The organism is Paenirhizobium cremeum, assembly GCF_047553425.1.
Classification (GTDB): Bacteria; Pseudomonadota; Alphaproteobacteria; order Rhizobiales; family Rhizobiaceae; genus Allorhizobium; species Allorhizobium cremeum.
The window spans coordinates 2,007,256-2,030,590 of the sequence record NZ_CP180217.1 but is presented as its reverse complement, the minus strand read 5'-3'; the positions used below and the strand labels follow the sequence as shown (position 1 = coordinate 2,030,590).

The following is a 23,335-nucleotide window of genomic DNA, read 5'->3' as shown; positions in this document are numbered from 1 at the left end:
AGGCTCCTCAAAGGGGCCTTTTTTTATGGCCAGAACCGGGCTACGGCTCTTTAAAAAAAATCCCCAGGCAGATGGAAACAGGCATGACGGGTAAAGACAATCAGATGACCGGCGCGGAAATCGTTCTGCGCGCGCTGAAGGACAACGGCGTTGAACATATCTTCGGCTATCCCGGCGGAGCCGTGCTGCCGATCTACGACGAAATCTTTCAGCAGGACGAGATCCAGCACATTCTCGTCCGCCATGAACAAGGGGCAGGGCATGCCGCCGAAGGCTATGCCCGCTCCACCGGCAAGGTCGGCGTCCTGCTCGTGACGTCCGGTCCCGGCGCCACCAATGCGGTTACCCCGCTGCAGGACGCGCTGATGGATTCGGTCCCGCTCGTCTGCATTTCGGGCCAGGTTCCGACGACATTGATCGGTTCCGACGCCTTCCAGGAATGCGACACGGTCGGCATCACGCGTCCCTGCACCAAGCACAACTGGCTGGTCAAGGACGTCAACGAGCTTGCCGGCGTCATTCACGAGGCCTTCCGCATTGCGCAAAGCGGCCGTCCCGGTCCGGTTCTGGTCGATGTTCCAAAGGATGTCCAGTTCGCCACCGGCACCTATACGCCTCCTTCCGCGCATGTTGCGCAGAAGAGCTACCAGCCGAAGGTCCAGGGCGACGAGAACGCCATCCGCGCGGCTATCGAGCTGATGGCGCATGCGCGCCGTCCGGTCTTCTACACCGGTGGCGGCGTCGTCAATTCCGGGCCGGAAGCCTCCAAGCTGCTGCGCGAACTGGTCGAACTCACCGATTTCCCGATCACCTCCACCCTGATGGGCCTCGGCACCTATCCGGCCTCGGGCAAGAACTGGCTGGGCATGCTCGGCATGCACGGTTCCTACGAGGCCAACATGGCGATGCACGATTGTGACGTCATGGTCTGCATAGGCGCGCGCTTCGATGACCGCATCACCGGCAGGCTCAATGCCTTCTCGCCGAATTCGAAGAAGATCCATATCGATATCGATCCGTCCTCGATCAACAAGAATGTTCGCGTCGATGTTCCGATCACCGGCGATGTCGGGAATGTGCTTGAAGACATGGTCCGCCTCTGGCGCGCGTTGCCGAAGAAGCCCGAGGCTGCCCAGACGGCGGAGTGGAAGGACAGCATCGCTCGCTGGAAGGCGCGCCGCTCCTTCGCCTACACGCCGTCGAAGGATGTCATCATGCCGCAATACGCCATCGAGCGGCTCTACCACCTGACGAAGGATCGCGACACCTACATCACCACCGAGGTCGGTCAGCACCAGATGTGGGCCGCCCAGTTCTTCGGCTTCGAGAAGCCGAACCGCTGGATGACCTCGGGCGGTCTCGGCACGATGGGCTACGGCTTCCCGGCGGCGATCGGAGTGCAGATCGCCCATCCGGAAAGCCTCGTCATCGACATTGCCGGCGATGCCTCGATCCAGATGTGCATTCAGGAAATGTCCTGTGCGGTCCAGTATGAAGCGCCGGTCAAGATCTTCATCCTGAACAATCAGTACATGGGCATGGTTCGCCAGTGGCAACAACTCCTGCATGGCAACCGCCTGTCGAACTCCTACACCGAGGCCATGCCTGACTTCGTCAAGCTCGCCGAGGCCTATGGCGCCGTCGGCCTGCGCTGCGAAAAGCCGGATGAACTCGACGATGCCATCATGGAGATGATTAACGTCAAGAAGCCGGTGATCTTCGATTGCCGCGTCGCCAATCTCGCCAACTGCTTCCCGATGATCCCTTCGGGCAAGGCGCATAACGAGATGCTTCTGCCCGACGAGGCGACCGATGAAGCCGTCGCGACGGCGATCGACGCCAAGGGCCGCCAGCTGGTTTGACGCGAGAGACAGGAACAGAGACATGAACGCACAGCTTCAACCCACCGGCTCGGCCTATTTCATCGCCAAGGAAACCGCAGCCATCGAGAGCCACACGCTATCGGTTCTCGTCGACAACGAGCCGGGCGTCCTCGCCCGCGTCATTGGCCTATTCTCCGGTCGCGGCTACAACATCGAAAGCCTGACGGTTTCCGAGACGGAGCACGAGGCGCATCTGTCGCGCATCACCATCGTGACGCGCGGTACGCCGAGCGTATTGGAGCAGATCAAGGCCCAGCTCGAGCGCATCGTGCCGGTGCATCGGGTTCTCGATCTGACGGTTCGTGCCCGCGAACTCGGGCAGGAACGTCCGATCGAGCGCGAGGTCGCGCTGGTGAAGGTGGTGTCCTCGGGTGAGATGCGGGCGGAGACGCTGCGTCTTGCCGATGCCTTCCATGCCAAGGTGGTCGATGCTACGGTCGAGCACTTCATTTTCGAGATCACCGGAAAATCCTCGAAGATCGACCAGTTCGTGGCGATCATGAAACCGCTCGGCCTCAACGAAATCTGCCGCACCGGCATCGCTGCCATGAACCGCGGCTCTCAGGGCATGTGATCGTTTTTGCCTTCGGGTTAACGAGTGCGGGCGGCTTCGGCCGCCCGTTTTCGTTGATGGTTTTCCGACCGTAAGGTGGCGTGCTCAGAACATCGACATCTGCGTCGGGAGCGTTTTTTCCGCCGGTTCTGTAGCGGCTTCCGACTGCTTCGAAGCGCTGCTTGCCGCCTTTCCGGTGTCGCCGCCCTTTGCCCCGTCTGCCTTGACTATGTCTGCTTTGCCGGGTTTATCCGGCTTGTCGGCTGTCGCAACATTGGCTACGCCGAGATCCTGCAGAAAGCCTCTCAGGACAGTTTCCAGAATGCCCGGCACAAGGGCGTAGTGAACATACTGCCCCCGCTTTTCCCGTGTTATCAGCCCTGCATTTTCCAGAATGCTCAGGTGTTGCGATATGGAGGGCTTGGCCATGTCGAAATGAGAGGCGATTTCGCCGGCCGTCAGGCCGGAGGCGGCGAGATGGCGGAGGATCATTCGACGCGGGGGAGCGGCCAGCGCATGGAAGACCTGATGGGCTTGTCTTTCCGCCTTGCCGGCAGAGGTCTTCTTCTTCGTTTCCTTTTTCACCGGGATGCCTGTCTTTTCTGGGTGTCGCGTCCTTGGATGTGTGAATTCCATAATTAGGGAATTTCCTAAATTCCAGAGCGATGTCGACCCGATATTTAGTTTTCCAGCTAAATAAGAAATTCACTCTCCGGCTTGCTGTCGCGGATGGGCTGTCGACCCGCCGCCGAAGGTGAAACGAGAAGCAGGCTCGCGGGAGCCGACCGGCTGGCTTCCGGGTGTGTTTGGGGGCGCCTAAAGCATCGCCAGTGGCACCTTGCGGTCGGGCGGCGGGAAGGCGGCATCGAGTTCGGCCCAGTCCTCGTCGCTGATCTCCAGGTCAACCGCATCGCGGTTTTCCTGCACTCGCCGCAGGTTGGCGGATTTCGGTATGGCGATCACACCGTCGCGTTCGAGCAGGAAGGCAAGCGCCACCTGCGCCGGGGTTGCCTGATAGGTCTTGGCGATGCGGATCAGGTCGGGATGATGAGCGAGGCGGCCCTGTTCAATCGGCGAATAGGCCATGACGGGAATGCCGCGCTGCTGGCACCATGGCAGGAGATCGTATTCGATGCCGCGTCGTCCGAGATTGTAGAGAACCTGATTGGCCGCGCAGTTTCGTCCATCGGGAACGGAGAACAGTTCCTCCATGTCCTCGACGTCGAAGTTCGACACGCCCCAGGCACCGATTGCGCCTTCCTTTTTCAGGTGCTCGAAGGCGGCGACGGTTTCTGCGAGCGGGTATTCGCCGCGCCAGTGCAGCAGATAGAGATCGAGGCGGTCGGTTCCGAGCCTGTCGAGGCTTGCCCGGCAGGCGGCGATGGTCTTCTCGTAGCCCGAGTTCCAGGGATAGACCTTGCTCACGAGGAAGACCTCGTCGCGGCGGTCCTCCAGCGCCTTGCCGACCACCTTTTCCGCTCCGCCTTCGCCATACATCTCCGCCGTGTCGACCAGGGTCATGCCGAGGTCGAGTCCGAGCCGAAGGCTGTCGATTTCCTCCGCCGCCCGTGCCCTTGCTTCTCCCATCTTCCATGTGCCGAGTCCGAGCGCCGGAACGTCGAGACCGGAGGGAAGAACTACCGTTGGAATCTGGTCGTGCATCGAAGCTCCTCTCGTGAACACGTCCTTCAGATTAGCGCTGCCGCCGCCCGTTTCAATCCCGACGCCATCCGGTACGGCAGTTGTGGCGGGGGCCGTTTCGGGCAAAGGGAACGAAAGCCGGCGGCGCTGCCGGCTGCTCCTTGAGGATTGCCATGATGACAATTCTTCGATGGCCGGCCAGTCCGGCTGTGACTATGGTGGCGCCTCTTGCAGGAAAGGGCGGGAAACCTCGCGGTTTCCGGGCGAAACCCACTCCTGCATTTCAGGCAGATCGGGAGGCTCATCTTGGATACCGCGACACTTTCGGCTCTGGTCGGCTTTGCCTTTGCCACGTCGATCACTCCTGGACCGAACAACATGATGCTGTTTGCCTCCGGCGTGAACTTCGGCTTCCGGCGCACCATCCCGCATATGCTCGGCATCGGCGTCGGCTTTCTCTCGCTGCTGATCGGCGTTGGGCTCGGGCTTGGAGCGCTGCTGGCGACCATTCCGCTGCTTTATACCGGTCTCAAGATCGCGGGCGGGCTCTATCTCATCTATATCGCCTGGAAGATCGGTACGTCGCGGACGCTGAGCGACGGCGAAACGGCGGCGCGGCCGATGACCTTTCTCGGCGCTGCCGCCTTCCAGTGGGTCAACCCCAAGGCATGGGTCATGGCGGTGACGGCGATGTCGGTCTATATCGATGCCGAAAACTATTTCTGGAGCGTCATGATCGTCGGGCTGGTTTTCGCTGCCGTGAACGTGCCGAGCGTTTCGACCTGGGCGGGTTTCGGCTCTGTGCTGCGGGAGTGGCTGTCGGTGCCGGTCCGGCTGAAATGGTTCAACATCACCATGGCGGTGCTGCTCGTGGCAAGCCTGTGGCCGATGCTAAAATAGTGCAATGTCCGGTTTCGTCAGCATCAGCCAGAGAATGCCAATGACGGAGAAGAAGGCCGGAAAGCCGCAGGCGAACCAGATCCGGTAGAGCCTTTGAAAGACCGGCGGCAGGGTGGTTCCCTCCGAGGCGGCGGCGCGGGCGAGATTTCTGAGCCTGATCTGGATCCAGACGACCGGCAGCCAGAATATGCCGGTCAACACATAGAGGGCGAGCGACAGTACGATCCATCCCTCCGTCATGGGCCAGCCGATGGCTCTTGCCAGCAGATAGCCGGTCAAGGGCTGCACAATGACCGCTGTCGCGGTAAACAGCGTATCGGCGATGACGACCGTTCCGGCGACATGGGCAATCAGCCGTGCGTCCTGCGTTTTCACCGCCATCACCATGAAAAAGGCAATGCCGGCGCCTGTGCCGAATAGGACGGTGGCACCGATCACATGGACGAGACGCAGCAGTTCTTCGACCGGCATCAGCGTTCGTCCAGAATGGCCAGCGCAGCCAGCGTCAGGAATATGGATGGCACGACCTTGACCAGCGGCCCGAGCGGATCGAGCCAGAGCGCGGGCTCCACCAGCGTGGCTGCTGCGAGATAGGCTGTTGTGACGGCAAGCATGCCCAAAAGCGCGGATCGGGCAAAAGGCCGCACCAGCACGGCAAGGCCGAGGACGATATCGAGCAGACAGGTTGCGAGCGTTGCGGCGATTGCCATCCCTTGCGGCAACAGGGGAAGGAAATGTGCGGCGGCCGCATCGAGGCGGAAAAGCGGTATCGTGCCGGACAACAGCCAGAAGAACGACAGGGCGAGAATGGCCGGCGCTTTCAGCAGATAGAGCCTTGCGAACCAGAGATCCTGCACGCCTGCGGGATTGCGGCGGAGCGTTTCAGCGAGCGACGCCAGCGGAAAAGGCGCGCCGGTGCCGGGACCGCTGAGAACGCCCTCTGTCATGACCGTCATGGCCGTGGAGCGCAGCGGCGAACGCCAGCCCAGTTTTCCGGCGAGATCGGCGAGGAGGCTGATTGGCCGGGCAATCCAGGCTGGCAGATTAATGACTGGAGTGGCTGGCAGGCCGAGCCAGGCACGATGGGCAGCCACGACCTCGCCAAGCGACAATTGGCCGGATGCGGCGAGATCGATATCGCTGCCGCTTTCAATCTTGCCAGCGACTGCAAGGGCGACCGCCTCGGCGACGTCGTCGAGGGCGACCGTCTCGACCGGGCTTGCGGCGTGGACGAGAGGCAGGACGAGGGGCAGCGCGGCGAGCGCGCGCACCAGCGCCGTGCCGCCATGGGCGTTTCGTCCCACGACGAGGGCAGGGCGCAGGATGACATGATCGAGGCCGGAGGCGGCAAGCGCACGATCGGCCCGGGCTTTCGTCGCGAGGAAGGGCAGGCTGCCCGCCGCGCCTTCGACACGGGCGGAAATCTGCACGATCCTGCGGCCGCCGGCTTCGTTCGCCGCTTGATACAACGCCAGCATGGCTCTTTCCTGAGTGGCGGCCAGATCGTCGCGAAGGCCGTCCTGCAGGGCGCCGGCGCAATTGACGATTACCTGATGCCCCTGCACGAGGTCCTGCCAGCCGGATGCATTTTCGAACTGTGCAAGATCCGCCGATTTCCATCGGATGTTGGGATGCTGGCGGTTGGCGCGGCCGACAGATCGTCCAAGTGCGGTGATACGGTGTCCTTCGGCTTCAAGCCGAAGTGCCACCGCCAAGCCGATGAAGCCGTTGCCGCCGAGAATCAGGATGTCCATGGAGCGAGGATAGCCGACGGGCTTCGAAAGGACAGGGGCGGCTCTTCCCATTGGGGTTGTTGCGTGCGGGGAAATCGTACTGCGATGAGATCGCTGCCTTGCCTGTCAGCGCTCTTTGGTCGATGCTGCGCCGACGAGCGGTATCGGGATCTCCTTTCTCTCCACCGATCTCATGAGGTAGTATCCATCGTGCATAACAATCATCGCGACCACCATTCCCATTCCGATGGCCATGACGGTCATGACCATCATCACGACAATCACTATTCCGATATGCAGGCGCGGGTTCGTGCGCTGGAAACCCTGCTGACGCAAAAGGGCCTGATCGATCCGGCGGCCATCGATGCGATCGTCGAGACCTATGAGACCAAGGTGGGACCGAGAAACGGCGCCCATGTGGTGGCCAAGGCCTGGAGCGAACCTGCCTTTGCGGAGTGGTTGAAGGCGGATGCGACCGCGGCGATCGCGAGACTCGGTTATACGGGTCGGCAGGGCGAGCACATGCGAGCGGTGTTCAATACGCCTGATACGCATAACATGGTCGTCTGCACGCTCTGCTCCTGCTATCCGTGGGCGGTGCTCGGGCTGCCGCCGGTGTGGTACAAGGCGCCGGCCTATCGCTCGCGCGCGGTCATCAATCCTCGCGCGGTGCTGGAGGAGTTCGGCGTGACGCTCAATGCCGACAAGAAGATCCGTGTTTGGGATTCGACTGCGGAACTGCGCTATCTCGTGATTCCGGAACGTCCCGCCGGTACGGAAGGGATGGACGAGGCGGCACTCGCGGCTCTCGTCACGCGGGATTCGATGATCGGTACCGGCCTCGCACTTTCGCCGGAGACAGCACGATGAACGGCCCGCATGATCTCGGCGGACAGATGGGCTTCGGGCCTGTTGCGCCGGAGAAGGACGAGCCGATCTTCCATGCCGAATGGGAAAAGCGCGCGCTTGGCCTGACGCTTTGCTGCGGTGCCTTCGGCGCATGGTCGATTGATGAAAGCCGTCATGCGAGGGAAAACATCCCGCCAGCGGACTATCTTTCCGCAAGCTACTACGAGATCTGGATTCGCGCGCTGGACACGCTTCTCGAACGGCATGGTTTTGCAACGCGCGAGGAGCTTTTCTCCGGGCGGGACATCGGCCAGGGCGCCGTGCCAAAGCGCATTCTGAAGGCCGATATGGTGCCCGGCGTTCTGGCGCGGGGCGGTCCCTGCGACCGACCGGTGCATCGCGAGCCACGGTTCTCTGTTGGGGATCGTGTCCGTACCCGGAATTTCAATCCGGAAACCCATACCCGGTTACCCCGCTACGCTCGCGCCAGGGCGGGCGTGATCGAGGCTGTGCAGGGCAGCTATGTCTTTCCCGACGACAATGCCCATGGCCGGGGCGAGAACCCGGAATGGGTCTACACCGTCGTCTTCGACGCCGACGAAATCTGGGGTGAGGGTGCCGATCCGTCGTTGACGGTGTCGATCGATGCCTGGGAGAGCTATCTTGACGAGGTGTGATGTTTCCTCGCCGCTCAGGCGGTCGCCGGGCCTGCCGAAATCGTCGGAAGGCGATCCCGTCTTTGCGGAGCCCTGGAACGCGCAGGCCTTTGCCATGACCGTGCATCTTTATGAGCGCGGCCTTTTTTCCTGGGGTGAATGGGCCGAGGCTTTGTCTGCCGAACTGCACAAGCCAGATCGCGCGGAAGACGGTTCAGACTATTTCGACGGTTGGGTGGCGGCGTTGACCGGGCTTCTGGTTTCGAAGGGGCTTGCGGACGCCGAAACGGTGCTTGCCCTGCAGGAAAGCTGGAAGCGGGCAGCCGAGGCGACGCCGCATGGCAGTCCGATCCTGCTCGAAAACGACCCCTTGCGGGCCTGAGTGGCGGTCAACGAACGGGCTTCTGGTCGAGCGGAAACATGCCGAAATAAGGTTCGGCCTCCCGCAGTACCCGAGCGACCGACGCTCTCTCCTTCAGCCGCAGGAAATAGGCACTGAGCCGGGGAAAATCCTCGCCGAGCGGGCAGATCGTGTCGGCGTAAAACAGCGCGGGTACGGCGGAGCAGTCGGCCAGCGTGAAGTCCGGGCCGATGGCCCAGCCGGTTTGCGGCCAACGCTCCTCCATGAAGGCGTAGGCGGTGCGGATATCCTTCTTCGCCTGTTCGACCCCGAAAGCATCACGGTTACTCGCGGGACGAAGGGCATCCAGCACCACTTTCTGCATAGGCAGTTGCAGCATGTCGTCGAACAGCCGATCCCACATGCGCGTCCGCCAGGCGAGGTCCGGATTGCGCGGCACCATAGGGGGCGCCGGATTGGCGAAGCTGTCGAGATAATCAATGACGGTAGCAGATTCGGCGACTGTCGCCTGCCGGGCCTCATCGACCAGCACCGGGAACTTCAAGGGCGGCCAAACCTGCCTGAAAGCCTCGCGCGATGCCTCATCGCCGAGATCGACGACTACGGGTTCGAAGGGCAGGTCGTTTTCGTAGAGTGCGATCAGCACCTTGTGGCAGAAAGACGCCAAGGGATGGAAGTAGAGCTTCATCGCCATCCGCGTTCTCCTGCAGGACGTATCATGAATATATCAGGTGTCGAACTGACGATAGCATTCATCGGCGATTTGCTGCATCCTCTCACGCGGGATTTCTCCCGTCACCGCATAACCCACAGGTCCGTCAATCCAGTAGAATGTCTCAAGGCCGCCGTCGCTCGCATAGCGGAAGCTGGTTTCGCGGTTATCCTCGTTTCGGCCGATCAGCACCGTGATCCTTTCGCCGGAGGTATCCTCGTACATCAGCATGGCGCCGGCCTTGCCGCTGACCGGCACCAGCCTGCCGCCGACGAGTTTCAGGCCGACAGCCGAAAGGTCGGGTATGTGCATCGAGTAGCCCAGGCGCTTGCCGAGCCAGGCCGCCAGATGCTCTTCCTGGTCCGCGCCAACCTCGACGGGATGACGGACATCGCTTGCATAGATCAGGAAAGCCGAACGCGCCTGGTCCTGAAGACTGGCGGTCTCCGTGACCGCCGGTACCGGCTCGTTGCGAAAGAGCGTCGGGGCGATCTGGCCGGATGCGAGACCGGCGGCAAAAAGCAGGACGGATGCGGCGATACGCATCATAACCGTTCCGGTGGCAAAATGCGGGCCGCTGGTGGAGCCGTGGCGGGCAAGCAGGGACCGATCTGCCTCGTCATGCCGCTCGTAGTCCCGGAAGAGATCGCGGATGCCGGCATTCTGCCTCTGCCAGTCGGCGACCATGGAGGCCTTCTCGGGATGGGTGTCAAGCCAGGCCTCGACCTTCGCGCGCCGTTCCTCGTCCAGAAGACCGTCGACATAGGCGTGCAGATCGCTGTCATCCACGGGGGGGAGAGTTTGCGTCATTTCGGTCTCCGCATGGCAATGATGTTCTTTTCGGCAAGCGCGTCGCGCAGGCGCTGGCGCGCGCGGGAGAGGCGCGACATCACCGTGCCGATCGGCAGTTCAAGGATTTCCGCGACTTCGTGGTAGGCGTAGCCCTCGACGACAACCAGCATGAGCACGGCCCTTTGTTCGTCCGGCAATCCGTTCAGCGCGGCATGCAGCCGCCGGCGTTCGAGGGGATCGTCGGGCGTCGCAGGCGCGGGGAGATCCGCCGCCGCCTCCAGATCGACGGCCGAATGGCGGCGGGCGTGGCGGCCGCTGTTGCGGTGCAGGTTGGTCATGATCGCGTAGATCCACGCTTTCAGATTGATTCCTCGCCAGTTGGCGCGCCTTGCAAGGGCGGCCTCGACGCAATCCTGAAACAGGTCCTCGCCTTCGGCATCGGAGCGTGTAAGGCTGCGGGAGTAGCGACGCAAGGCGGGCAGAAGGGCCAGGATATCGCTTTCGAAACGGCCGGGACCGGAGGAGAATTCCCCCGGTCCGCCGTCGCGATCGCCCTTGGCTTGCTTGTCTGGGCCTTGACTGTCAGGGCCTTGCGGCATGCCAGATCCCTTTCACGCCATCACCGGTCATATCGCCTTGCTTCATATCCTTGACGAAGAGGTAGAGGGGCATGCCGTTCAGCGCCCATTGCTTCTTGCCGTCCTTGCGTGTCACGAGTGAGTATGCGCCTTCCGCCGTGGCGCTTGAAGCGGCAAGATAGGGTGGCCAGTTGGCGGCGCAGGCGTCGTAGCAGCTGGACTCGCCCTTCTTGTCGTTGTCGAAGGTATAGAGCGTCATGCCTTTTTCGTCGGCAAGCACTTTGCCGCCAGAGGTCTCGACGGACATGAACGGTTGGGCCAGTGCCGGTCCGGCAAGGGCGATGAGAGCGATGGAAAGGAGCAAACGGGCTTTCATGGGACTTCCTCCGAATGTTGCGGGCGGACACCGTCATGGTTCCGCCTGAGAGTTAGACACCGCAGCCGGTCATTTTATTCCCTCGTCTCCGCCGATTTTCTCCGGCCGTGGATTTGTCTCCGTTGTTTCCGTCCTGTTCACGCTTTGCTTGCCTTTTCCGAGCGAATCCTGACAAGTCGATCCATGCAGTTCGCACCTCAACAGGATGAAGCCCTGAAAGCCGTTTCCAAATGGCTGAAAGAGGGCAGACAGCCGGTTTTTCGCCTTTTCGGCTATGCCGGCACGGGCAAGACGACGCTTGCCCGATATTTTGCCGAGCATGTCGAGGGCGACGTCCTGTTCGCCGCCTTCACGGGCAAGGCGGCACAGGTGCTGCGCTCGCGCGGGGCTTCGAACGCCAAGACCATTCACTCGTTGATCTATCGTCCACGGGGCGAGGAGGCTGTCGAGGACGAGGAGACGGGCAAGACGTCCATCGCGCCGATGTTCTCGATCAACCGGCAGAGCCCGGTCGCCAAGGCGGCGCTGATCGTGATCGACGAGTGCTCGATGGTGGACGAACAATTGGGCAAGGACCTGATGAGCTTCGGAACCCCCATTCTGGTCCTCGGCGATCCCGGACAGTTGCCGCCGGTTTCGGGCGGCGGCTTCTTCACCGAGCAGGAGCCCGATTATCTGCTCACGGATATCCACCGTCAGGCACGGGACAATCCGATCATCCAGCTTGCGATGCAGGTGCGCGAAGGCAAGGAGATCATGCATGGCGATTATGGCACCGCCCGGGTGATTTCCCGCAACGATGTCACACAGGAACTGGTGCTGGGCGCGGACCAGGTGCTGGTCGGCACCAACAAGACGCGGCGCCGCTATAATAAGCGCCTGCGGGAGCTCAAGGGTTTCACGGTCGACTATCCGCAGGCGGGCGACAAGCTGGTGTGTCTGCGCAACGATCAGGTCAAGGGTCTTCTGAACGGTTCGCTCTGGCAGGTGATGACCTCATCGCGGGAGACGGTGAAGCCCGGCATCAACCTGCTGATCCGGCCGGAAGACGACGACATGGATCGCGGGGCGGCCAAGATCAAGCTGTTGAAGGCCGCGTTCGAGGATATCGAGGGGGAAATCCCCTGGTCGACCCGGAAGCGCTACGACGAGTTCGACTACGGCTATGCGCTCACCGTGCACAAGGCACAGGGCTCGCAATGGAACGATGTCGTCCTGTTCGACGAGAGCTGGGCGTTCCGCGATACCCGCGAGCGCTGGCTCTATACCGCAGTCACCCGCGCCGCGGAGACGCTGACCATCGTCCGGTAAGCGTCGTTTTCGCAAAAGCGTTACGGATTCGTGCGCAGCGAGGCGAGCGTGGCCATCATCGCCATCGGCTCCTTGCCGGAGGCCGACGCGATATCCGAGAGTTTTTTGCCCGCGTCGGCAGCGCTGTAGCCCTTTTCCTTCAATGAGGCGACAAGGCTTTCCTCGGTATGGCCGAGCAGGGGAGCCACTTGTGCGGGCGTTCCGCCGGCGACGATGCCTGCCATCGCAATGGCCGGATTGCCGCCGGTGCTGCTTGCCGTCCCGGTGATGGCCGGCCATGCAAAGACGAGGCCGGAGACAAGACAGAGGCCGAGCGCGACCGTCATGGGCAGACGTTTGAAATACATCATGAATGGCCGCCAGTTCTTCCACATGTGCAGAACGAAGGGCAGGATGAGCACCATGCTCAACCATTCATGCATCTCGCGGAACGCGGCCGTGCCGACATGGAAGAAGAGAGCGATGCCGGAGACAAGGGAGACGAGGAAAAAACCGGTGATGAAGGGCGTTGCGTAACGGGACAGGAAGGTAGGCATTTTCGTAAGCTCACTCATTGTTTGAACCGTCTCTGGCTACCTCCTGCGAGAACGTAAGTCCCGTTAAATTCCGGTAGGAATTGACCGTCGACAAATCCTGGACGATTTGCCGCTTTATCGGTGCCGTGAACCTGTGGTGCATGCCGGCGGTTTTTGGCAAAGCGGCCAGGGATTGTGGTCGGCGGCTAACCGACGAGGCCGAGCAGGACTGCCTTTGCGACAGCCTGAAACCTGTTGCTGGCGTCAAATTTGCGGATGATCTCCTCCTCGACGGCGTTGATTTCGCCGGCGCTCATGTCGAGCGCGCGGGCCAGCCGCAACGACGCATAGCCTTCCGCCATCAGTTCGAGGCAGCGGCGTTCCAGGTCGGTCAGCCCGATGCGCTGGGCCTGCTGCACGCGCGCATTTTGCGCCTCGTCCCTGTCTTGCGCCAGTAGCCGGGTAATCTGCTGCATCTGGTGATGGGTGGTCGAGAGAATGGCGGTCAATTCCCGCTGTCGGGCCAGCAGCGCTTCGGCGAATAGTGCGTCGCTCTCTTCCCGGGAGCGGGCGTTCTCCAGCGCCTGCATGAGATCTTTTATCGCCGCGACCGGCATGCCGACGTCCCGGCAGGCGGTAATCACCGCCATGCGGGCGATATCCCCGCGGCTGTAGACACGCATCAGGCCGACGCGTCCCGCCTTGATGAGACCCTTCTCCTCGTAGAAATGCAGGGTGCGGTGGGTGACGCCGAAGAGGGTCGCCATCTCCGCTATGGCAACCGGCTCTTCCGGCAGGGGCGCCGGCAGCTCGACCCCCGGCAGAAAAATCGTGTCCGATATGATGCTGGCTCTTGCTTCGCCAGCCGCTTGCCGATGGTGCAACCCTTCCGCCATGACCTCCCCCTGTCCAGCGTTCCTGTCGTTCCTCTCAGTGCATTTTCCGTCCGTCCCTCGTGCCGCCCACGCACGGCAATAAATACGCGAGAGGGACGCCGTGCCCCCTCGCCACATTCAAAAAGTTGTCTTTCGGGCGATGTAAAACTTCAGATTAATCCTTGGCCGGGCCTTTTGCAAACCGCGTAACAAGGCAAGGGCCGGTCTGGGTGATGTCACCCCTGCCGCACGGTCCGGCCGGTATCCGCCGTAAGCGCAATGAGATCCGAAAGCTCGTTTACGAAATGGGTCAAAGGATAGGGATGAACAAGCCGCTGCTGCTGGCGCGTCGCCTCCAGGAAGGCGTCATCGGAATTGTCGAGTTGGTAAAGGTAGGTCGCCTCTATGCAGTCCATCAGCACCGATGAGATCCCCCGGCAACGGCAAAAGTGGTAGAGCTGCCCGGTCAGTGACAGGCTCTCGGTGCAGAAGTGCTTGGCGAAGAGGGCGATCTGCCGGCTTGAACCCGTCTCGCCTGCACTGCGCGAGTGGCTGATGACCAGCTTGCCCGACTGACGATGGCGCAGGCTTGCCGTGAGCGGAGCCGCGCCTTCCTCGGAGCCGATCTCGATGGCGAAATCGAGTGCCTCGTCGTCATGGTCGCCCGCCTCGCGGCAATCCAGCTCCACACCCCGGAAATGCCTGGCGGACATGCGCACGGCATTCGCGAAGATCCGGGTTCGCCAGTCGGAATCGTCGATCGGCGTGACGGCGATGCGTGGCAGGCGATAGGCGGATTGTGCGGCGGTCACGGAGCCTGACGTCTGCGGCATCAGGGGAAGCGATATCATTTCCGGCCAGCTTGCTGCGGGCTTGTCCGCAGCGAAGCGGTGGCTTTCGGCCGGGGCCCTTTCGTAGATCGGGACATAGCAGCCGAGCGGGATGCGGATGCGCAACGGTTCGTGGCGTCCCTCGTCGGCGTAATACTGATTGAGCAAGCGGCGCAGCTTTCCCGCCTGAACCCGCACAAGAGGATCGGCGCCCGGATCGAAGGATTCGTCCCGGGAAAAGACATCGATGCCGATCGTATATCCCTTCAATTGATGGGCGAGCCCAAGCTGCTCCATCTCTACGACGAACTTCAGGAATGCTCGCAGGCGTTCGGAGCGGGCAAAGGTCTGGCTGCCGAGAATCGCCTGGAGCGCAAGCTTCACGCTGTCGCTGTCTATGCGCCGATCCTCACTCATCGTTTCTCCATGGTGTCGTATTGTGCAAGAGCTGAGCCATCGTGCCTGTCGCTGTCCGGGTGGAACCAAAGCCCTTTGGAAGCACGACGCCTTGCAAGACACGTCTCATTTTTGCCGATCTTACCGCCATCGCGGGAATGCCACAAAGCTAAAGCTGAGGAAAATAGCCAATTTTTATCATTTCCCCTGAAAACTTAGGATTGCCGCCGGTTTCGCTGGGGCGGGAACGCATCCATCAGCGCCGTCGATGGGAATATGCGCGATTCTCGTTGGCGTTCCGGAGTGCGATCGCCTAAATGCTTGGCTCTGAAAAAATAACACTCTGGAAAGATCGCGATGCCGGCAAAGCTCTCCGTCAATCTCAATGCCATCGCCATGCTGCGCAACCGCCGGGATCTGCCCTGGCCGGACGTTGCGCGCTTCGGACGGCTGGCGCTCGAAGCCGGAGCAAGCGGCCTGACCGTTCATCCCCGGCCGGACCAGCGGCATATCCGTTTCACGGACCTTCCGGTGCTGCGTGCGCTGATCGACGACGATTTTCCCCATGCCGAATTCAATATCGAGGGTTATCCAACCGAGGATTTCCTTGTTCTTTGCGAGAAGACGGAGCCGGAGCAGGTGACGCTTGTGCCCGACGATCCGAGCCAGGCAACTTCGGATCACGGCTGGGATTTCAGGAAGCACAAGGCATTCCTGTCGGATACCGTCGCGCGGCTGAAATCGAAAGGCATGCGTGTTTCGCTGTTCGCCGACGGTGACGGCGATGCCGATGCGGTCGCTGTCGCGAGGGAGACGGGGGCCGACCGCATCGAACTCTATACGGGTCCTTATGGCGGTTGTTTCGATAACCCGGAAAAGGCCGCGAGGGAGATCGACCTGCTTGGACGGACGGCGGATGCCGCACTCGCCTGCGGCCTTGCGGTCAATGCCGGCCATGACCTGACGGTCGCCAACCTGCCGGCGCTAATGAAGCGCATTCCTGGACTTGCCGAGGTGTCGATCGGTCACGGACTGACGGCAGATGCCCTGGAATACGGAATGGGTGAGACGGTTCGCCGCTTCCGACGCGCCTGCGGTCAGGCTGTCTGACGGGGCGCAGGACGTTTCGATCGATCTTCGGACACGGCAAGCAATAACCCTGTCGAGAGGCCCGGCCTTGAGCGCCGGGCCTTCGTCGTCTGGTATTCTCCGCATCAGGCGCTGAGGGCAGCTTTGTTCTCGAGCAGGAAGTCCTTGAGTTGAACCAGCTTTTCACCCGACAGCTTTTCCGCATCGTTGTTGACGATGTCGAAGAGGCCTTCGCGGATATTCGTGTCGAAGGAAACGAAGGTCGGGATGAAGGGGGCGGGGACGCCAGCGCCGGCCATGCCAGCCGCCAGTTGTTCGTCGGTCACGTGGACGACGGCGAGCGGCTTGCCGGTTGCTTCGCGGACGAGGGCTGCAATCTCGTCGGTCGTGTAGGTCTTTTCGCCCGTCAGCGTGTAGATGACGCTTTCCGAAACCGGCTTGGCGAGCGCGCCGGCAATGGCCTTGGCGATGTCTCCGCGGGCGATGTGGCCGATTCTGCCCTGGCCGGATGCGGTGTACCAGTGGCCGCTGCCGAGGGCGGCCGGAAGCGCCATGAACAGATTTTCCATGTACCAGCTGTTGCGGAAGATGGTGTAGGGCAGACCCGTGGCCTTGATTGCTTCTTCCGTGCCGAGGTGATCGGGAGCGAAGGTGACCTTCGATGTTTCCGGGTTGGGCAGGGAGGTATAGAAAAGGCGTCCGACGCCGACCTTCCTCGCGGCCTCTACGGCGGCCTTGTGCTGAACGAGGCGCTTGCCCGGCGTAGCCAGTTCGTCTGTCGAGATAATCAGCAGGCGATCGATGCCCTTGAAAGCAGTCTCCAGCGAAGCCGGATCGTCGAAATCGACCTTGCGGGCCTCGACGCCCCTGGCTGCGAGGGCGGAAAGCTTCGACGGGTCGCGCGTGCCGGCAACGATATCGGCAGGGGCGACGCCCTGTTTGGCGATCAGGTTGTCGATGACGAGGCTGCCGAGCTTGCCGGAGGCGCCGGTGACGAGAATCTTGCTCATGGGTCTTTTCCTTTTGTGTTGCCGCGGGAGGTCCGTGGCGGAAATGGCGCTCTCAAAATGAGAGTAACGCTAAATTGGGAATTGACGCTGTCTTGTAAAGAAGGCACTTTTTGGTGCCCACCGGCTTAAAAGGGAACTCCATGACTGTTGCCATCACCGGCTACGAAGCCAAGATCGCTGCCTACCGGAGCGAAGGACCGTCGCTTGCCGACTGTCCGGTGCGTTCCGTGATCGACCATATCGGCGGCAAATGGTCGACACTGATCCTGATCCTCTTGAGGGAGCGGCCTTTCCGGTTCGGTGAACTGCGGCGGCTGGTGCCCGACATCTCGCAGCGCATGCTGACGCAGACGCTTCGTGAACTGCAGCGGGACGGCTATGTCCAGCGCACGGTTTTTCCGACCAAGCCTCCGAGCGTGGAATATTGTCTGACGGAACTGGGCCAGTCGCTGTTCAAGGCGCTGTCCAGCCTGCTGGAATGGGCCGAGGCGAATTTTCTTGCCGTCCGGGAAGCGCGCCAGCGTTTCGATGCCGAGGGCGTCTGAGCGGCGTGTTCAGAAATCGAGCGTCCATGTCTGGCCGTTCAGTTCCGGACCGAAGAGCGTGTGCCGTTCCTCCGACACCAGCCTGAAGCCGAGGGAGATGTAGATGTGCCGGGCGGCATGCAGGATGTCGTTGGTCCAAAGCGTGATCTGCCGATAGCCGGCGCGTCGGGCGAAATCGATGCACTGCTGGACAAGCAGGCGTCCGAGACCCAGCCCACGGGCGGCCTCATCCACATAGAGCAGGCGGAGTTTGGCGACATCGCCGCCGCCATCCATGACCAGTGCCGAACCGATCCGGATGCCGCGACGCTCGGCAATCCAGCAGTAATCGCGGGCTGGATTGAAGCCGTTCAGGAAATTTGCGGCGACTTCCGAGACAAGCGCCTCGAACTTGTCGTTCCAGCCGAATTCCCGCACATAAAATTGCGTCTGGGACTCGATGATCCAACCGAGGTCGCCGGGGCGATGAGGCCTCAGGACGGGCGGTGCCTCGTTGCGCCTGTCGTCATCAAGCAGGCCGGTGATCGCCGCCATGGCCTCGACCAGAGTGGCTTTTTCGGCGGGGCCAAGCGGCGCCAGCATCTCTTCGAGCTGGCTGCGCGACAGCTCGCCGAGTGCCTCGTATTCCGCAACACCTCTCGGCGTGAGGCTGATGATCTGGCTGCGACCGTCATCCGGATCGCGCGTCTGCTCTACCAGTTCCGCAGAGCGGAACGCCTTGAGAATGCGGCTGAGATAGGCGGGGTCGAGGTGCAGGTCACGAACGAGTTCGGCCGCGGAAGCTCTGCCGCGGACACCGAGTTCATAGACGATGCGCGCCTCCGTCAATGTGTAGTTGGCCTTCAGATAGGCGCGGTCCAGAACCCCGATCCGATCCGTATAGAAGCGGTTGAAGGCGCGCATCGCTTCGATGGTCGCAAGGTCTCGTCTATCCAGCATCGATGTTCTCCCTTTGGATGCTGAATAGACGAAGAGTGTGACCTAGGCAACGAATTAGTTGACTTAGTCAAATTGTTTGCGGGGTCTTCCGTTAGGCGGCGAGCGCGAAGTCCGCCGCCGCAGCGGCGTGAAGCTGGGTGGAATCGAAACCGGGCAGGGAAAGTTTGTCCGGATCGAGAAGGAGGCAGATTTCCGTACAGCCGAGGATGACGCTGTCCGCGCCGGCGTGTTTCGCTTTCTCGATCATGGCATTCATGGCCGATCGGGAGGCGTCCCGGACATGACCCGCGCACAATTCGTCGAAAATGATCGAATGCGCTCGAATGCGATCATCCTCGTCCGGGACGAGCGGATCGAGGTCATGTGTCCGCATGCGCTCGGCGTAGAAGCCGTGCTCCATCGTGTAACGGGTTGCGAGGAGCAGGGGGCGACGGTAGCCCTTCGCAACGATCTCCCGTGCTGTCACATCGATGATGTTGAGCAGCGGGATAGCGACGGATTGCGACACGGCGTCGGCCACGAGATGCATGGTGTTGGTGCAGATCAGGACGCATTCCGCACCTGCCGCCTGCAGACCGCCCGCGACCTCGGCGAGGCGCTTTTCGGCAAGGTCCCACCGTCCGGCCTTCTGATAGCCGACGATTTCGGAAAAATCGACCGAATGCATCAGCAGGTCGGCGGAGGCCAGACCGCCGACGCGATCGCGGACCATCTCGTTGATAAGCCGGTAATAAACCGCCGAACTCTCAAAACTCATGCCGCCGATCAGACCCACACGCTTCATCTTGCTTCTCCGGAAGAAATTGTTCTTGGGATTATGACGCATGATCCGGGCGAACGGCTTGCAAATACGAAGGCTGCATCCATAGTTCGCGCATATTGAATGCGAAATGTAGATATTTTCTGCAGTTTTCCGGCGTCAGTCCGGCAGTTTGGAGTTGTATATGATCGACGATCGCGACCGCAAGATTCTCGACGCCCTGCAGCGCGACGCCTCCATTCCGCTTGCCGACCTCGCCGAACTGGTTTCGCTATCCGCCTCGGCCTGTTCCCGCCGTATCCAGCGGCTGGAGGAGACGGGGTATATCTCAAAGCGGATCGCTCTTCTCGATCGGGAGAAAATCGGCGTGCCGACGACCGTCTTCGCCCTCGTGAAGACGGCGCATCACTCCGATGACTGGATCGAGACGTTTCGGGGCGCTATCGCCGACATTGCCGAGATCGTCGAGGCGCACAGGCTGACGGGCAGCTACGACTACCTGCTGAAGGTCGTGCTGCCCCAGGTCGAACACTACGACGTGGTCTATCGCCGCCTCGTGAAGCGTATCGAACTGTTCGACGTTTCTGCCTTCATTTCGATGGAAACGCTGAAGAGCGGGCAGGCGGTGCCGGTCGGTTATGCCGTCTGAGGCCGAAGACCGGCGTGTCCGCGCGATCCTCTTTATTCCGGCTTGGGCAGCTTGCGGTCCGCCAGGCACTTGTTGAGGGGAAGCAGTTTCACGCTGTAGACGGCGGTAATCTTGCCGCTTGCCGATGACTGCCGATCGATCTCCCTTGTCGTCTCGGCCGTTATGCATCCGCAGGTGTAGCCGTAGTTACCGTTGACGGCGACGTAATCGCCGGTCGAGATATCCGGAAAGTTCTCCATGCCGAGTGGCTCGTCATCCATGCCCTGCGTAGTGATGATCCAGGTGCCGTCACGGTCGTCCAGCCAGTTGTTGCCGGGCGTGGGGTTCTGGATCCAGCCGCAACGATTCTCGGGCGCAGCCGCCGACGGAGAAGCGGCAAGCAGGGAGGCGGAGGCAAGGAACAGGGCGGCAACGCGCAACGACATCGAAAGCTATCCTCTTGATCGGGTAAGTTGCTGGCCAGCCTTACCCCGCTGCGTTGATTGAACCAAACACTAAAACTGGCATCAATGAAGATTTCGATATCTGCCGAAAGCATTGGAAGCTGGTGGTTCCGTCGATCCGGAGGGCAGGGCGAGAACCTTCTTCTTATCGTCATTCTCCACATGGCACTTGACCGCGGATTTTTTTGTCGGTAGGGAGAACCGTACCGTACGGTACTTGTGGAGCGCTATCTTGCAGACCGAAACCGCCAACGCCGAATTCACGCCGCGCCAGAGCGCTGTTCTGGCGGAAGCGTTGCGTCTGCTCGTCGAAGGCGGAGACAAGGCGCTGACGACCGCCGGGTTGGCGCGTGCCGCGAACTGCTCCAAGGAAAGCCTGTACAAGTGGTTCGGCGATCGCGACGGGCTGTTGTCGGCCATGATCTCCTATCAGGCGAGCAAGGTCAGGACAGTCGAGCGACCGGGCGAACGCCTGAGTTCGGCAAGCCTCAAGGAACATCTCGACGTTTTCTCCCACGATCTGCTCGACGTTCTCGCGGGCGACGTTTCGCTGGCGCTCAACCGTCTGGCGATCGGCCAGAGCAGCCGCGACGGATCAAAGCTCGGCACGCTGCTTCTGGAGCGCGGCCGCCGGCAGATCGACCGGCGCGCGCGGGCGCTTCTCGACGCGGGACAGCGCGATGGCCTGTTGCGCTTTTCCGATGGCGAAGAGGCTTACCGCACGCTTTACGGGCTGATTGTCTCCGACCTGCATGTGCGCATGCTGCTGGGAGAGGCGCCCAATACGAAGAATTTCGCTGCCCGGGCGGAAAAGGCGGTTCATGCCTTTCTTACGCTCTATGGCACTGAAAAAGCACTGGCGGGGTCGTAGGGGCTCTGCCCAACACGGTTCGCCGACAACTGATATCCATCACAACCGACAAGCATAGGGAAGGAAAATACGATGCGCGTTTATTACGATCGTGATGCCGACTTGAACCTCATCAAGGCCAAGAAGGTCGCCATCATCGGCTACGGCTCCCAGGGCCGTGCACACGCCCTCAACCTGAAGGACAGCGGTGCGCAGAACGTCGCCATCGCGCTGAAGGCCGGTTCCGCAACCGCCAAGAAGGCCGAAGCCGACGGCTTCAAGGTCATGACCGTTGCCGAAGCTGCCGCCTGGGCCGACCTGATGATGATGGCGACCCCGGACGAACTTCAGGCCGATATCTACAAGGCCGACATCGCTCCGAACATCCGCGACGGCGCGGCCATCGCATTCGCCCACGGTCTCAACGTTCATTTCGGCCTGATCGAGCCGAAGGCTTCGGTCGACGTCGTCATGATCGCGCCGAAGGGCCCGGGCCACACCGTTCGCGGCGAATACCAGAAGGGCGGCGGCGTTCCCTGCCTCGTTGCCATCCATCAGAACGCTTCCGGCAACGCGCTTGAACTCGCTCTCTCCTACGCCTGTGGCGTTGGCGGCGGCCGTTCGGGCATCATCGAAACCTCGTTCAAGGAAGAGTGCGAAACCGACCTCTTCGGCGAACAGGTCGTTCTCTGCGGCGGTCTCGTCGAACTCATCCGCGCCGGCTTCGAAACGCTGGTTGAAGGCGGTTACGCTCCGGAAATGGCCTATTTCGAGTGCCTGCACGAAGTGAAGCTGATCGTCGACCTGATCTATGAAGGCGGCATCGCCAACATGAACTACTCGATCTCCAACACGGCCGAGTGGGGCGAATACGTCACCGGCCCGCGCATCATCACTGCCGAAACCAAGGCTGAAATGAAGCGCGTTCTGCACGACATTCAGACCGGCAAGTTCACCTCGGACTGGATGCAGGAATACCGCGCCGGTGCTGCCCGCTTCAAGGGCATCCGCCGCCTGAACGACAGCCACCAGATCGAGGAAGTCGGCACGAAGCTCCGCGCCATGATGCCCTGGATCGGCAAGAACAAGCTGGTCGACAAGGCCCGCAACTAATCTCCGTCACCCTGGCGCGTCTTGTGCGTCATCGGATCGGAGAAGCCAGAATATCCGGGCCGGGGAGGTTACTTCCCCGGCCTTTTTCTTTGGCCGCTCAGCAGCCGCTATCGGCCCGGATCGACTTGATGAACGCCCGGCCATCGCGGCGGGTGGTGGTGACGGTGGCGCGGCCGTCGCAGACCCTTTCGCCATCGCGAAACCGGTAGCGGACGAGGAACTTATCTTCGGCAATTGCGTGGACGTCATGCAGTTTCAGAGGCTCGTCGAGATTTCCGTAGAAGCGTGAAAGCGCGCCCGGAGACAGCAGGCCTTTCTCCGTCTTTTCGGGAATGATGAAGCGCGCGGCCAGCATGCCGTCTCCGGTTTCCAGGGCCTTGTAGAAGGCTTCGACCGTGGTTGCCGCGGTGCCGTAGTTCTTGGTCGGGTCGCCCTGCGGTTCTATGGCAGTCACCCAGGCGACGAGCGGGCGGTGGTGATGGCCTGTCATGGCGGGCATCGGGTTCTTCAGGAAGACGCGCACCCGGCTGTCGCGCAATGTCCTCATGTCCTCGCCGGTTTCCTCGGTCGGGACAAGCTGCACCTCATCGAAACGGAGCTTGGGATCGGCAAAATCCGCGTCTCCCGTCAGGCAGATGTCTTTGTCGAGCGTAAGCACATAGCCGGGTTCCGGCGTGTCGCCTTTCTGAACATCCTCGAAATTCGGCGGACCGGCGAAAATGTGATGGGTGAGGATGCCGCTGAGGCTTGACGGCTCGCCTTTGCCAAGGTCGATGCAGTCGGCATGGGCAAGGACGGGCGGCAGCAGACCGCCGATCAGAACGAATATGGAGAGCCTCTTGTGCACCTTGCGCCTCCACGATGCTTCGCCCTCTTTCTACCAGTTTTCCAGCCGGATCGCATCCGCTGCCAAAAGAGGTATCTGGCGAGCCGGATCGACGCAATCTTGCTGAACGCATACCACTCGCGAATTATT

General features: G+C 61.4%; 28 protein-coding genes. 12 read left to right on the top strand and 16 right to left on the bottom strand.

Features of this window, described 5'->3' with window-relative positions; genetic code table 11:
* Nucleotides 1-104 precede the first annotated feature (104 nt).
* Both ACLBKR_RS10170 and ilvN read left to right on the top strand, forming a co-directional pair.
* A complete protein-coding gene (locus tag ACLBKR_RS10170) occupies nt 105-1,862 on the top strand; it encodes an acetolactate synthase 3 large subunit (RefSeq protein ID WP_414901765.1) in 1,758 nt (585 codons plus the stop codon).
* Nucleotides 1,863-1,884: 22 nt separating this feature from the next.
* The gene (gene ilvN / locus ACLBKR_RS10165; RefSeq protein WP_113443493.1) at nt 1,885-2,457 is read left to right on the top strand and encodes an acetolactate synthase small subunit; all 573 of its coding nucleotides are present in this window, start codon (nt 1,885-1,887) and stop codon (nt 2,455-2,457) included.
* Between the two features lie 84 nt (nt 2,458-2,541).
* Here the strand turns inward: ilvN and ACLBKR_RS10160 are convergent, their stop codons facing one another.
* Together ACLBKR_RS10160 and ACLBKR_RS10155 are read right to left on the bottom strand one after the other, a co-directional pair.
* Nucleotides 2,542-3,021, bottom strand: a complete 480-nt coding sequence (locus ACLBKR_RS10160; protein ID WP_414901647.1) for a metalloregulator ArsR/SmtB family transcription factor — start codon at nt 3,019-3,021, stop codon at nt 2,542-2,544.
* A 231-nt stretch (nt 3,022-3,252) separates the two neighbouring features.
* Nucleotides 3,253-4,098: an aldo/keto reductase gene (locus ACLBKR_RS10155; protein WP_414901645.1), complete on the bottom strand. Its 846-nt coding sequence runs from the start codon at nt 4,096-4,098 to the stop codon at nt 3,253-3,255.
* A 285-nt stretch (nt 4,099-4,383) separates the two neighbouring features.
* Here ACLBKR_RS10155 and ACLBKR_RS10150 point away from each other — a divergent pair, with 285 nt between their 5' ends.
* Entirely contained in the window at nt 4,384-4,977 is a 594-nt protein-coding gene (locus ACLBKR_RS10150) for a LysE family translocator (RefSeq protein ID WP_112828079.1), read from the top strand.
* Here ACLBKR_RS10150 and ACLBKR_RS10145 read toward each other — a convergent pair.
* Nucleotides 4,969-5,448: a DUF2269 family protein gene (locus tag ACLBKR_RS10145; RefSeq protein ID WP_414901642.1), complete on the bottom strand. Its 480-nt coding sequence runs from the start codon at nt 5,446-5,448 to the stop codon at nt 4,969-4,971. The two genes, ACLBKR_RS10150 and ACLBKR_RS10145, sit on opposite strands and share 9 nt — an antisense overlap.
* On the bottom strand, nt 5,448-6,731 hold the full coding sequence (locus tag ACLBKR_RS10140; RefSeq protein WP_414901640.1) for an SDR family oxidoreductase: 1,284 nt from the start codon (nt 6,729-6,731) through the stop codon (nt 5,448-5,450). Before ACLBKR_RS10140 ends, ACLBKR_RS10145 begins: the two co-directional genes overlap by 1 nt.
* Before the next feature lie 189 nt (nt 6,732-6,920).
* Here ACLBKR_RS10140 and nthA point away from each other — a divergent pair, with 189 nt between their 5' ends.
* From nthA to ACLBKR_RS10125, 3 genes are read left to right on the top strand one after another with little or no spacing between them, the layout of a single operon-like run.
* Nucleotides 6,921-7,580: a nitrile hydratase subunit alpha gene (gene nthA, locus ACLBKR_RS10135; RefSeq protein WP_414901638.1), complete on the top strand. Its 660-nt coding sequence runs from the start codon at nt 6,921-6,923 to the stop codon at nt 7,578-7,580.
* Nucleotides 7,577-8,236 (top strand): nitrile hydratase subunit beta, encoded by a 660-nt coding sequence (gene nthB / locus ACLBKR_RS10130; RefSeq protein ID WP_414901636.1) that lies wholly within the window; start codon nt 7,577-7,579, stop codon nt 8,234-8,236. The genes nthA and nthB overlap by 4 nt, the downstream gene beginning before the upstream one ends.
* Nucleotides 8,223-8,597, top strand: coding sequence for a nitrile hydratase accessory protein (locus tag ACLBKR_RS10125; RefSeq protein WP_113339016.1), 375 nt, complete (start codon nt 8,223-8,225; stop codon nt 8,595-8,597). The genes nthB and ACLBKR_RS10125 overlap by 14 nt, the downstream gene beginning before the upstream one ends.
* Before the next feature lie 7 nt (nt 8,598-8,604).
* On the opposite strand, the gene ACLBKR_RS10120 is transcribed toward ACLBKR_RS10125, so the two are convergent.
* Genes ACLBKR_RS10120 through ACLBKR_RS10105 form a run of 4 tightly spaced genes read right to left on the bottom strand, consistent with a single transcriptional unit; the run spans nt 8,605 to nt 11,034 of the window.
* On the bottom strand, nt 8,605-9,270 hold the full coding sequence (locus ACLBKR_RS10120) for a glutathione S-transferase family protein (protein ID WP_414901633.1): 666 nt from the start codon (nt 9,268-9,270) through the stop codon (nt 8,605-8,607).
* A gap of 33 nt (nt 9,271-9,303) precedes the next feature.
* On the bottom strand, nt 9,304-10,098 hold the full coding sequence (locus ACLBKR_RS10115) for an anti-sigma factor family protein (protein ID WP_113447303.1): 795 nt from the start codon (nt 10,096-10,098) through the stop codon (nt 9,304-9,306).
* A complete protein-coding gene (locus ACLBKR_RS10110) occupies nt 10,095-10,679 on the bottom strand; it encodes an RNA polymerase sigma factor (RefSeq protein WP_113447304.1) in 585 nt (194 codons plus the stop codon). The genes ACLBKR_RS10115 and ACLBKR_RS10110 overlap by 4 nt, the downstream gene beginning before the upstream one ends.
* The gene (locus ACLBKR_RS10105) at nt 10,663-11,034 is read right to left on the bottom strand and encodes a hypothetical protein (protein ID WP_113447305.1); all 372 of its coding nucleotides are present in this window, start codon (nt 11,032-11,034) and stop codon (nt 10,663-10,665) included. Before ACLBKR_RS10105 ends, ACLBKR_RS10110 begins: the two co-directional genes overlap by 17 nt.
* A 183-nt stretch (nt 11,035-11,217) precedes the next feature.
* On the opposite strand from ACLBKR_RS10105, the gene ACLBKR_RS10100 reads away from it, so the two are divergent.
* Nucleotides 11,218-12,345, top strand: a complete 1,128-nt coding sequence (locus ACLBKR_RS10100) for an ATP-dependent DNA helicase (protein WP_112828087.1) — start codon at nt 11,218-11,220, stop codon at nt 12,343-12,345.
* A 20-nt stretch (nt 12,346-12,365) separates the two neighbouring features.
* Here the strand turns inward: ACLBKR_RS10100 and ACLBKR_RS10095 are convergent, their stop codons facing one another.
* The 3 genes from ACLBKR_RS10095 to ACLBKR_RS10085 form a co-directional block, all read right to left on the bottom strand.
* Nucleotides 12,366-12,899, bottom strand: a complete 534-nt coding sequence (locus ACLBKR_RS10095; protein WP_414901630.1) for a DUF4405 domain-containing protein — start codon at nt 12,897-12,899, stop codon at nt 12,366-12,368.
* Between the two features lie 167 nt (nt 12,900-13,066).
* A complete protein-coding gene (locus ACLBKR_RS10090; protein ID WP_113339011.1) occupies nt 13,067-13,756 on the bottom strand; it encodes a MerR family transcriptional regulator in 690 nt (229 codons plus the stop codon).
* Nucleotides 13,757-13,971: 215 nt separating this feature from the next.
* The gene (locus tag ACLBKR_RS10085) at nt 13,972-14,982 is read right to left on the bottom strand and encodes a hypothetical protein (protein WP_113447307.1); all 1,011 of its coding nucleotides are present in this window, start codon (nt 14,980-14,982) and stop codon (nt 13,972-13,974) included.
* A 336-nt stretch (nt 14,983-15,318) separates the two neighbouring features.
* On the opposite strand from ACLBKR_RS10085, the gene ACLBKR_RS10080 reads away from it, so the two are divergent.
* A complete protein-coding gene (locus ACLBKR_RS10080; RefSeq protein ID WP_113447308.1) occupies nt 15,319-16,071 on the top strand; it encodes a pyridoxine 5'-phosphate synthase in 753 nt (250 codons plus the stop codon).
* A 104-nt stretch (nt 16,072-16,175) separates the two neighbouring features.
* On the opposite strand, the gene ACLBKR_RS10075 is transcribed toward ACLBKR_RS10080, so the two are convergent.
* Nucleotides 16,176-17,060 carry an SDR family oxidoreductase gene (locus tag ACLBKR_RS10075; RefSeq protein ID WP_112828092.1) on the bottom strand — a complete coding sequence of 295 codons (885 nt, stop codon included), beginning with the start codon at nt 17,058-17,060 and terminating at the stop codon, nt 16,176-16,178.
* 140 nt (nt 17,061-17,200) lie between these two features.
* On the opposite strand from ACLBKR_RS10075, the gene ACLBKR_RS10070 reads away from it, so the two are divergent.
* Nucleotides 17,201-17,605, top strand: coding sequence for a winged helix-turn-helix transcriptional regulator (locus ACLBKR_RS10070; RefSeq protein WP_113447309.1), 405 nt, complete (start codon nt 17,201-17,203; stop codon nt 17,603-17,605).
* Between the two features lie 9 nt (nt 17,606-17,614).
* Here ACLBKR_RS10070 and ACLBKR_RS10065 read toward each other — a convergent pair whose 3' ends face one another.
* The gene (locus ACLBKR_RS10065; protein WP_113447310.1) at nt 17,615-18,544 is read right to left on the bottom strand and encodes a helix-turn-helix domain-containing GNAT family N-acetyltransferase; all 930 of its coding nucleotides are present in this window, start codon (nt 18,542-18,544) and stop codon (nt 17,615-17,617) included.
* A 91-nt stretch (nt 18,545-18,635) separates the two neighbouring features.
* Nucleotides 18,636-19,328 (bottom strand): aspartate/glutamate racemase family protein, encoded by a 693-nt coding sequence (locus ACLBKR_RS10060; RefSeq protein WP_113443484.1) that lies wholly within the window; start codon nt 19,326-19,328, stop codon nt 18,636-18,638.
* A gap of 160 nt (nt 19,329-19,488) precedes the next feature.
* Here ACLBKR_RS10060 and ACLBKR_RS10055 point away from each other — a divergent pair, with 160 nt between their 5' ends.
* Nucleotides 19,489-19,953: an Lrp/AsnC family transcriptional regulator gene (locus ACLBKR_RS10055; protein ID WP_113447311.1), complete on the top strand. Its 465-nt coding sequence runs from the start codon at nt 19,489-19,491 to the stop codon at nt 19,951-19,953.
* Nucleotides 19,954-19,985: 32 nt separating this feature from the next.
* On the opposite strand, the gene ACLBKR_RS10050 is transcribed toward ACLBKR_RS10055, so the two are convergent.
* Nucleotides 19,986-20,378 (bottom strand): DUF4087 domain-containing protein, encoded by a 393-nt coding sequence (locus ACLBKR_RS10050; RefSeq protein ID WP_113447312.1) that lies wholly within the window; start codon nt 20,376-20,378, stop codon nt 19,986-19,988.
* Nucleotides 20,379-20,628: 250 nt separating this feature from the next.
* Here ACLBKR_RS10050 and ACLBKR_RS10045 point away from each other — a divergent pair, with 250 nt between their 5' ends.
* Together ACLBKR_RS10045 and ilvC are read left to right on the top strand one after the other, a co-directional pair.
* Nucleotides 20,629-21,267 (top strand): TetR/AcrR family transcriptional regulator, encoded by a 639-nt coding sequence (locus tag ACLBKR_RS10045; RefSeq protein WP_113447313.1) that lies wholly within the window; start codon nt 20,629-20,631, stop codon nt 21,265-21,267.
* Nucleotides 21,268-21,339: 72 nt separating this feature from the next.
* The gene (gene ilvC, locus ACLBKR_RS10040) at nt 21,340-22,359 is read left to right on the top strand and encodes a ketol-acid reductoisomerase (protein ID WP_113447314.1); all 1,020 of its coding nucleotides are present in this window, start codon (nt 21,340-21,342) and stop codon (nt 22,357-22,359) included.
* 97 nt (nt 22,360-22,456) lie between these two features.
* Here ilvC and ACLBKR_RS10035 read toward each other — a convergent pair whose 3' ends face one another.
* On the bottom strand, nt 22,457-23,206 hold the full coding sequence (locus tag ACLBKR_RS10035) for a hypothetical protein (protein ID WP_113447315.1): 750 nt from the start codon (nt 23,204-23,206) through the stop codon (nt 22,457-22,459).
* Nucleotides 23,207-23,335: the final 129 nt, after the last annotated feature.

What these genes read in the sequence shown, in the direction of transcription:
- ACLBKR_RS10115 (WP_113447303.1), bottom strand. Translation starts at nt 10,098, where the DNA reads ATGACGCAAACTCTCCCCCCCGTGGATGACAGCGATCTGCACGCCTAT.
- ACLBKR_RS10140 (WP_414901640.1), bottom strand. Translation starts at nt 6,731, where the DNA reads ATGGACATCCTGATTCTCGGCGGCAACGGCTTCATCGGCTTGGCGGTG.
- ilvC (WP_113447314.1), top strand. Translation starts at nt 21,340, where the DNA reads ATGCGCGTTTATTACGATCGTGATGCCGACTTGAACCTCATCAAGGCC.
- ACLBKR_RS10060 (WP_113443484.1), bottom strand. Translation starts at nt 19,328, where the DNA reads ATGAAGCGTGTGGGTCTGATCGGCGGCATGAGTTTTGAGAGTTCGGCG.
- ACLBKR_RS10090 (WP_113339011.1), bottom strand. Translation starts at nt 13,756, where the DNA reads ATGGCGGAAGGGTTGCACCATCGGCAAGCGGCTGGCGAAGCAAGAGCC.
- ACLBKR_RS10170 (WP_414901765.1), top strand. Translation starts at nt 105, where the DNA reads ATGACCGGCGCGGAAATCGTTCTGCGCGCGCTGAAGGACAACGGCGTT.
- ACLBKR_RS10120 (WP_414901633.1), bottom strand. Translation starts at nt 9,270, where the DNA reads ATGGCGATGAAGCTCTACTTCCATCCCTTGGCGTCTTTCTGCCACAAG.
- ACLBKR_RS10080 (WP_113447308.1), top strand. Translation starts at nt 15,319, where the DNA reads ATGCCGGCAAAGCTCTCCGTCAATCTCAATGCCATCGCCATGCTGCGC.
- ACLBKR_RS10155 (WP_414901645.1), bottom strand. Translation starts at nt 4,098, where the DNA reads ATGCACGACCAGATTCCAACGGTAGTTCTTCCCTCCGGTCTCGACGTT.
- ACLBKR_RS10070 (WP_113447309.1), top strand. Translation starts at nt 17,201, where the DNA reads ATGACTGTTGCCATCACCGGCTACGAAGCCAAGATCGCTGCCTACCGG.
- ACLBKR_RS10110 (WP_113447304.1), bottom strand. Translation starts at nt 10,679, where the DNA reads ATGCCGCAAGGCCCTGACAGTCAAGGCCCAGACAAGCAAGCCAAGGGC.
- ACLBKR_RS10075 (WP_112828092.1), bottom strand. Translation starts at nt 17,060, where the DNA reads ATGAGCAAGATTCTCGTCACCGGCGCCTCCGGCAAGCTCGGCAGCCTC.
- ACLBKR_RS10065 (WP_113447310.1), bottom strand. Translation starts at nt 18,544, where the DNA reads ATGCTGGATAGACGAGACCTTGCGACCATCGAAGCGATGCGCGCCTTC.
- ilvN (WP_113443493.1), top strand. Translation starts at nt 1,885, where the DNA reads ATGAACGCACAGCTTCAACCCACCGGCTCGGCCTATTTCATCGCCAAG.
- ACLBKR_RS10100 (WP_112828087.1), top strand. Translation starts at nt 11,218, where the DNA reads ATGCAGTTCGCACCTCAACAGGATGAAGCCCTGAAAGCCGTTTCCAAA.
- ACLBKR_RS10050 (WP_113447312.1), bottom strand. Translation starts at nt 20,378, where the DNA reads ATGTCGTTGCGCGTTGCCGCCCTGTTCCTTGCCTCCGCCTCCCTGCTT.
- ACLBKR_RS10055 (WP_113447311.1), top strand. Translation starts at nt 19,489, where the DNA reads ATGATCGACGATCGCGACCGCAAGATTCTCGACGCCCTGCAGCGCGAC.
- ACLBKR_RS10095 (WP_414901630.1), bottom strand. Translation starts at nt 12,899, where the DNA reads ATGAGTGAGCTTACGAAAATGCCTACCTTCCTGTCCCGTTACGCAACG.
- ACLBKR_RS10145 (WP_414901642.1), bottom strand. Translation starts at nt 5,448, where the DNA reads ATGCCGGTCGAAGAACTGCTGCGTCTCGTCCATGTGATCGGTGCCACC.
- ACLBKR_RS10085 (WP_113447307.1), bottom strand. Translation starts at nt 14,982, where the DNA reads ATGAGTGAGGATCGGCGCATAGACAGCGACAGCGTGAAGCTTGCGCTC.
- nthB (WP_414901636.1), top strand. Translation starts at nt 7,577, where the DNA reads ATGAACGGCCCGCATGATCTCGGCGGACAGATGGGCTTCGGGCCTGTT.
- ACLBKR_RS10105 (WP_113447305.1), bottom strand. Translation starts at nt 11,034, where the DNA reads ATGAAAGCCCGTTTGCTCCTTTCCATCGCTCTCATCGCCCTTGCCGGA.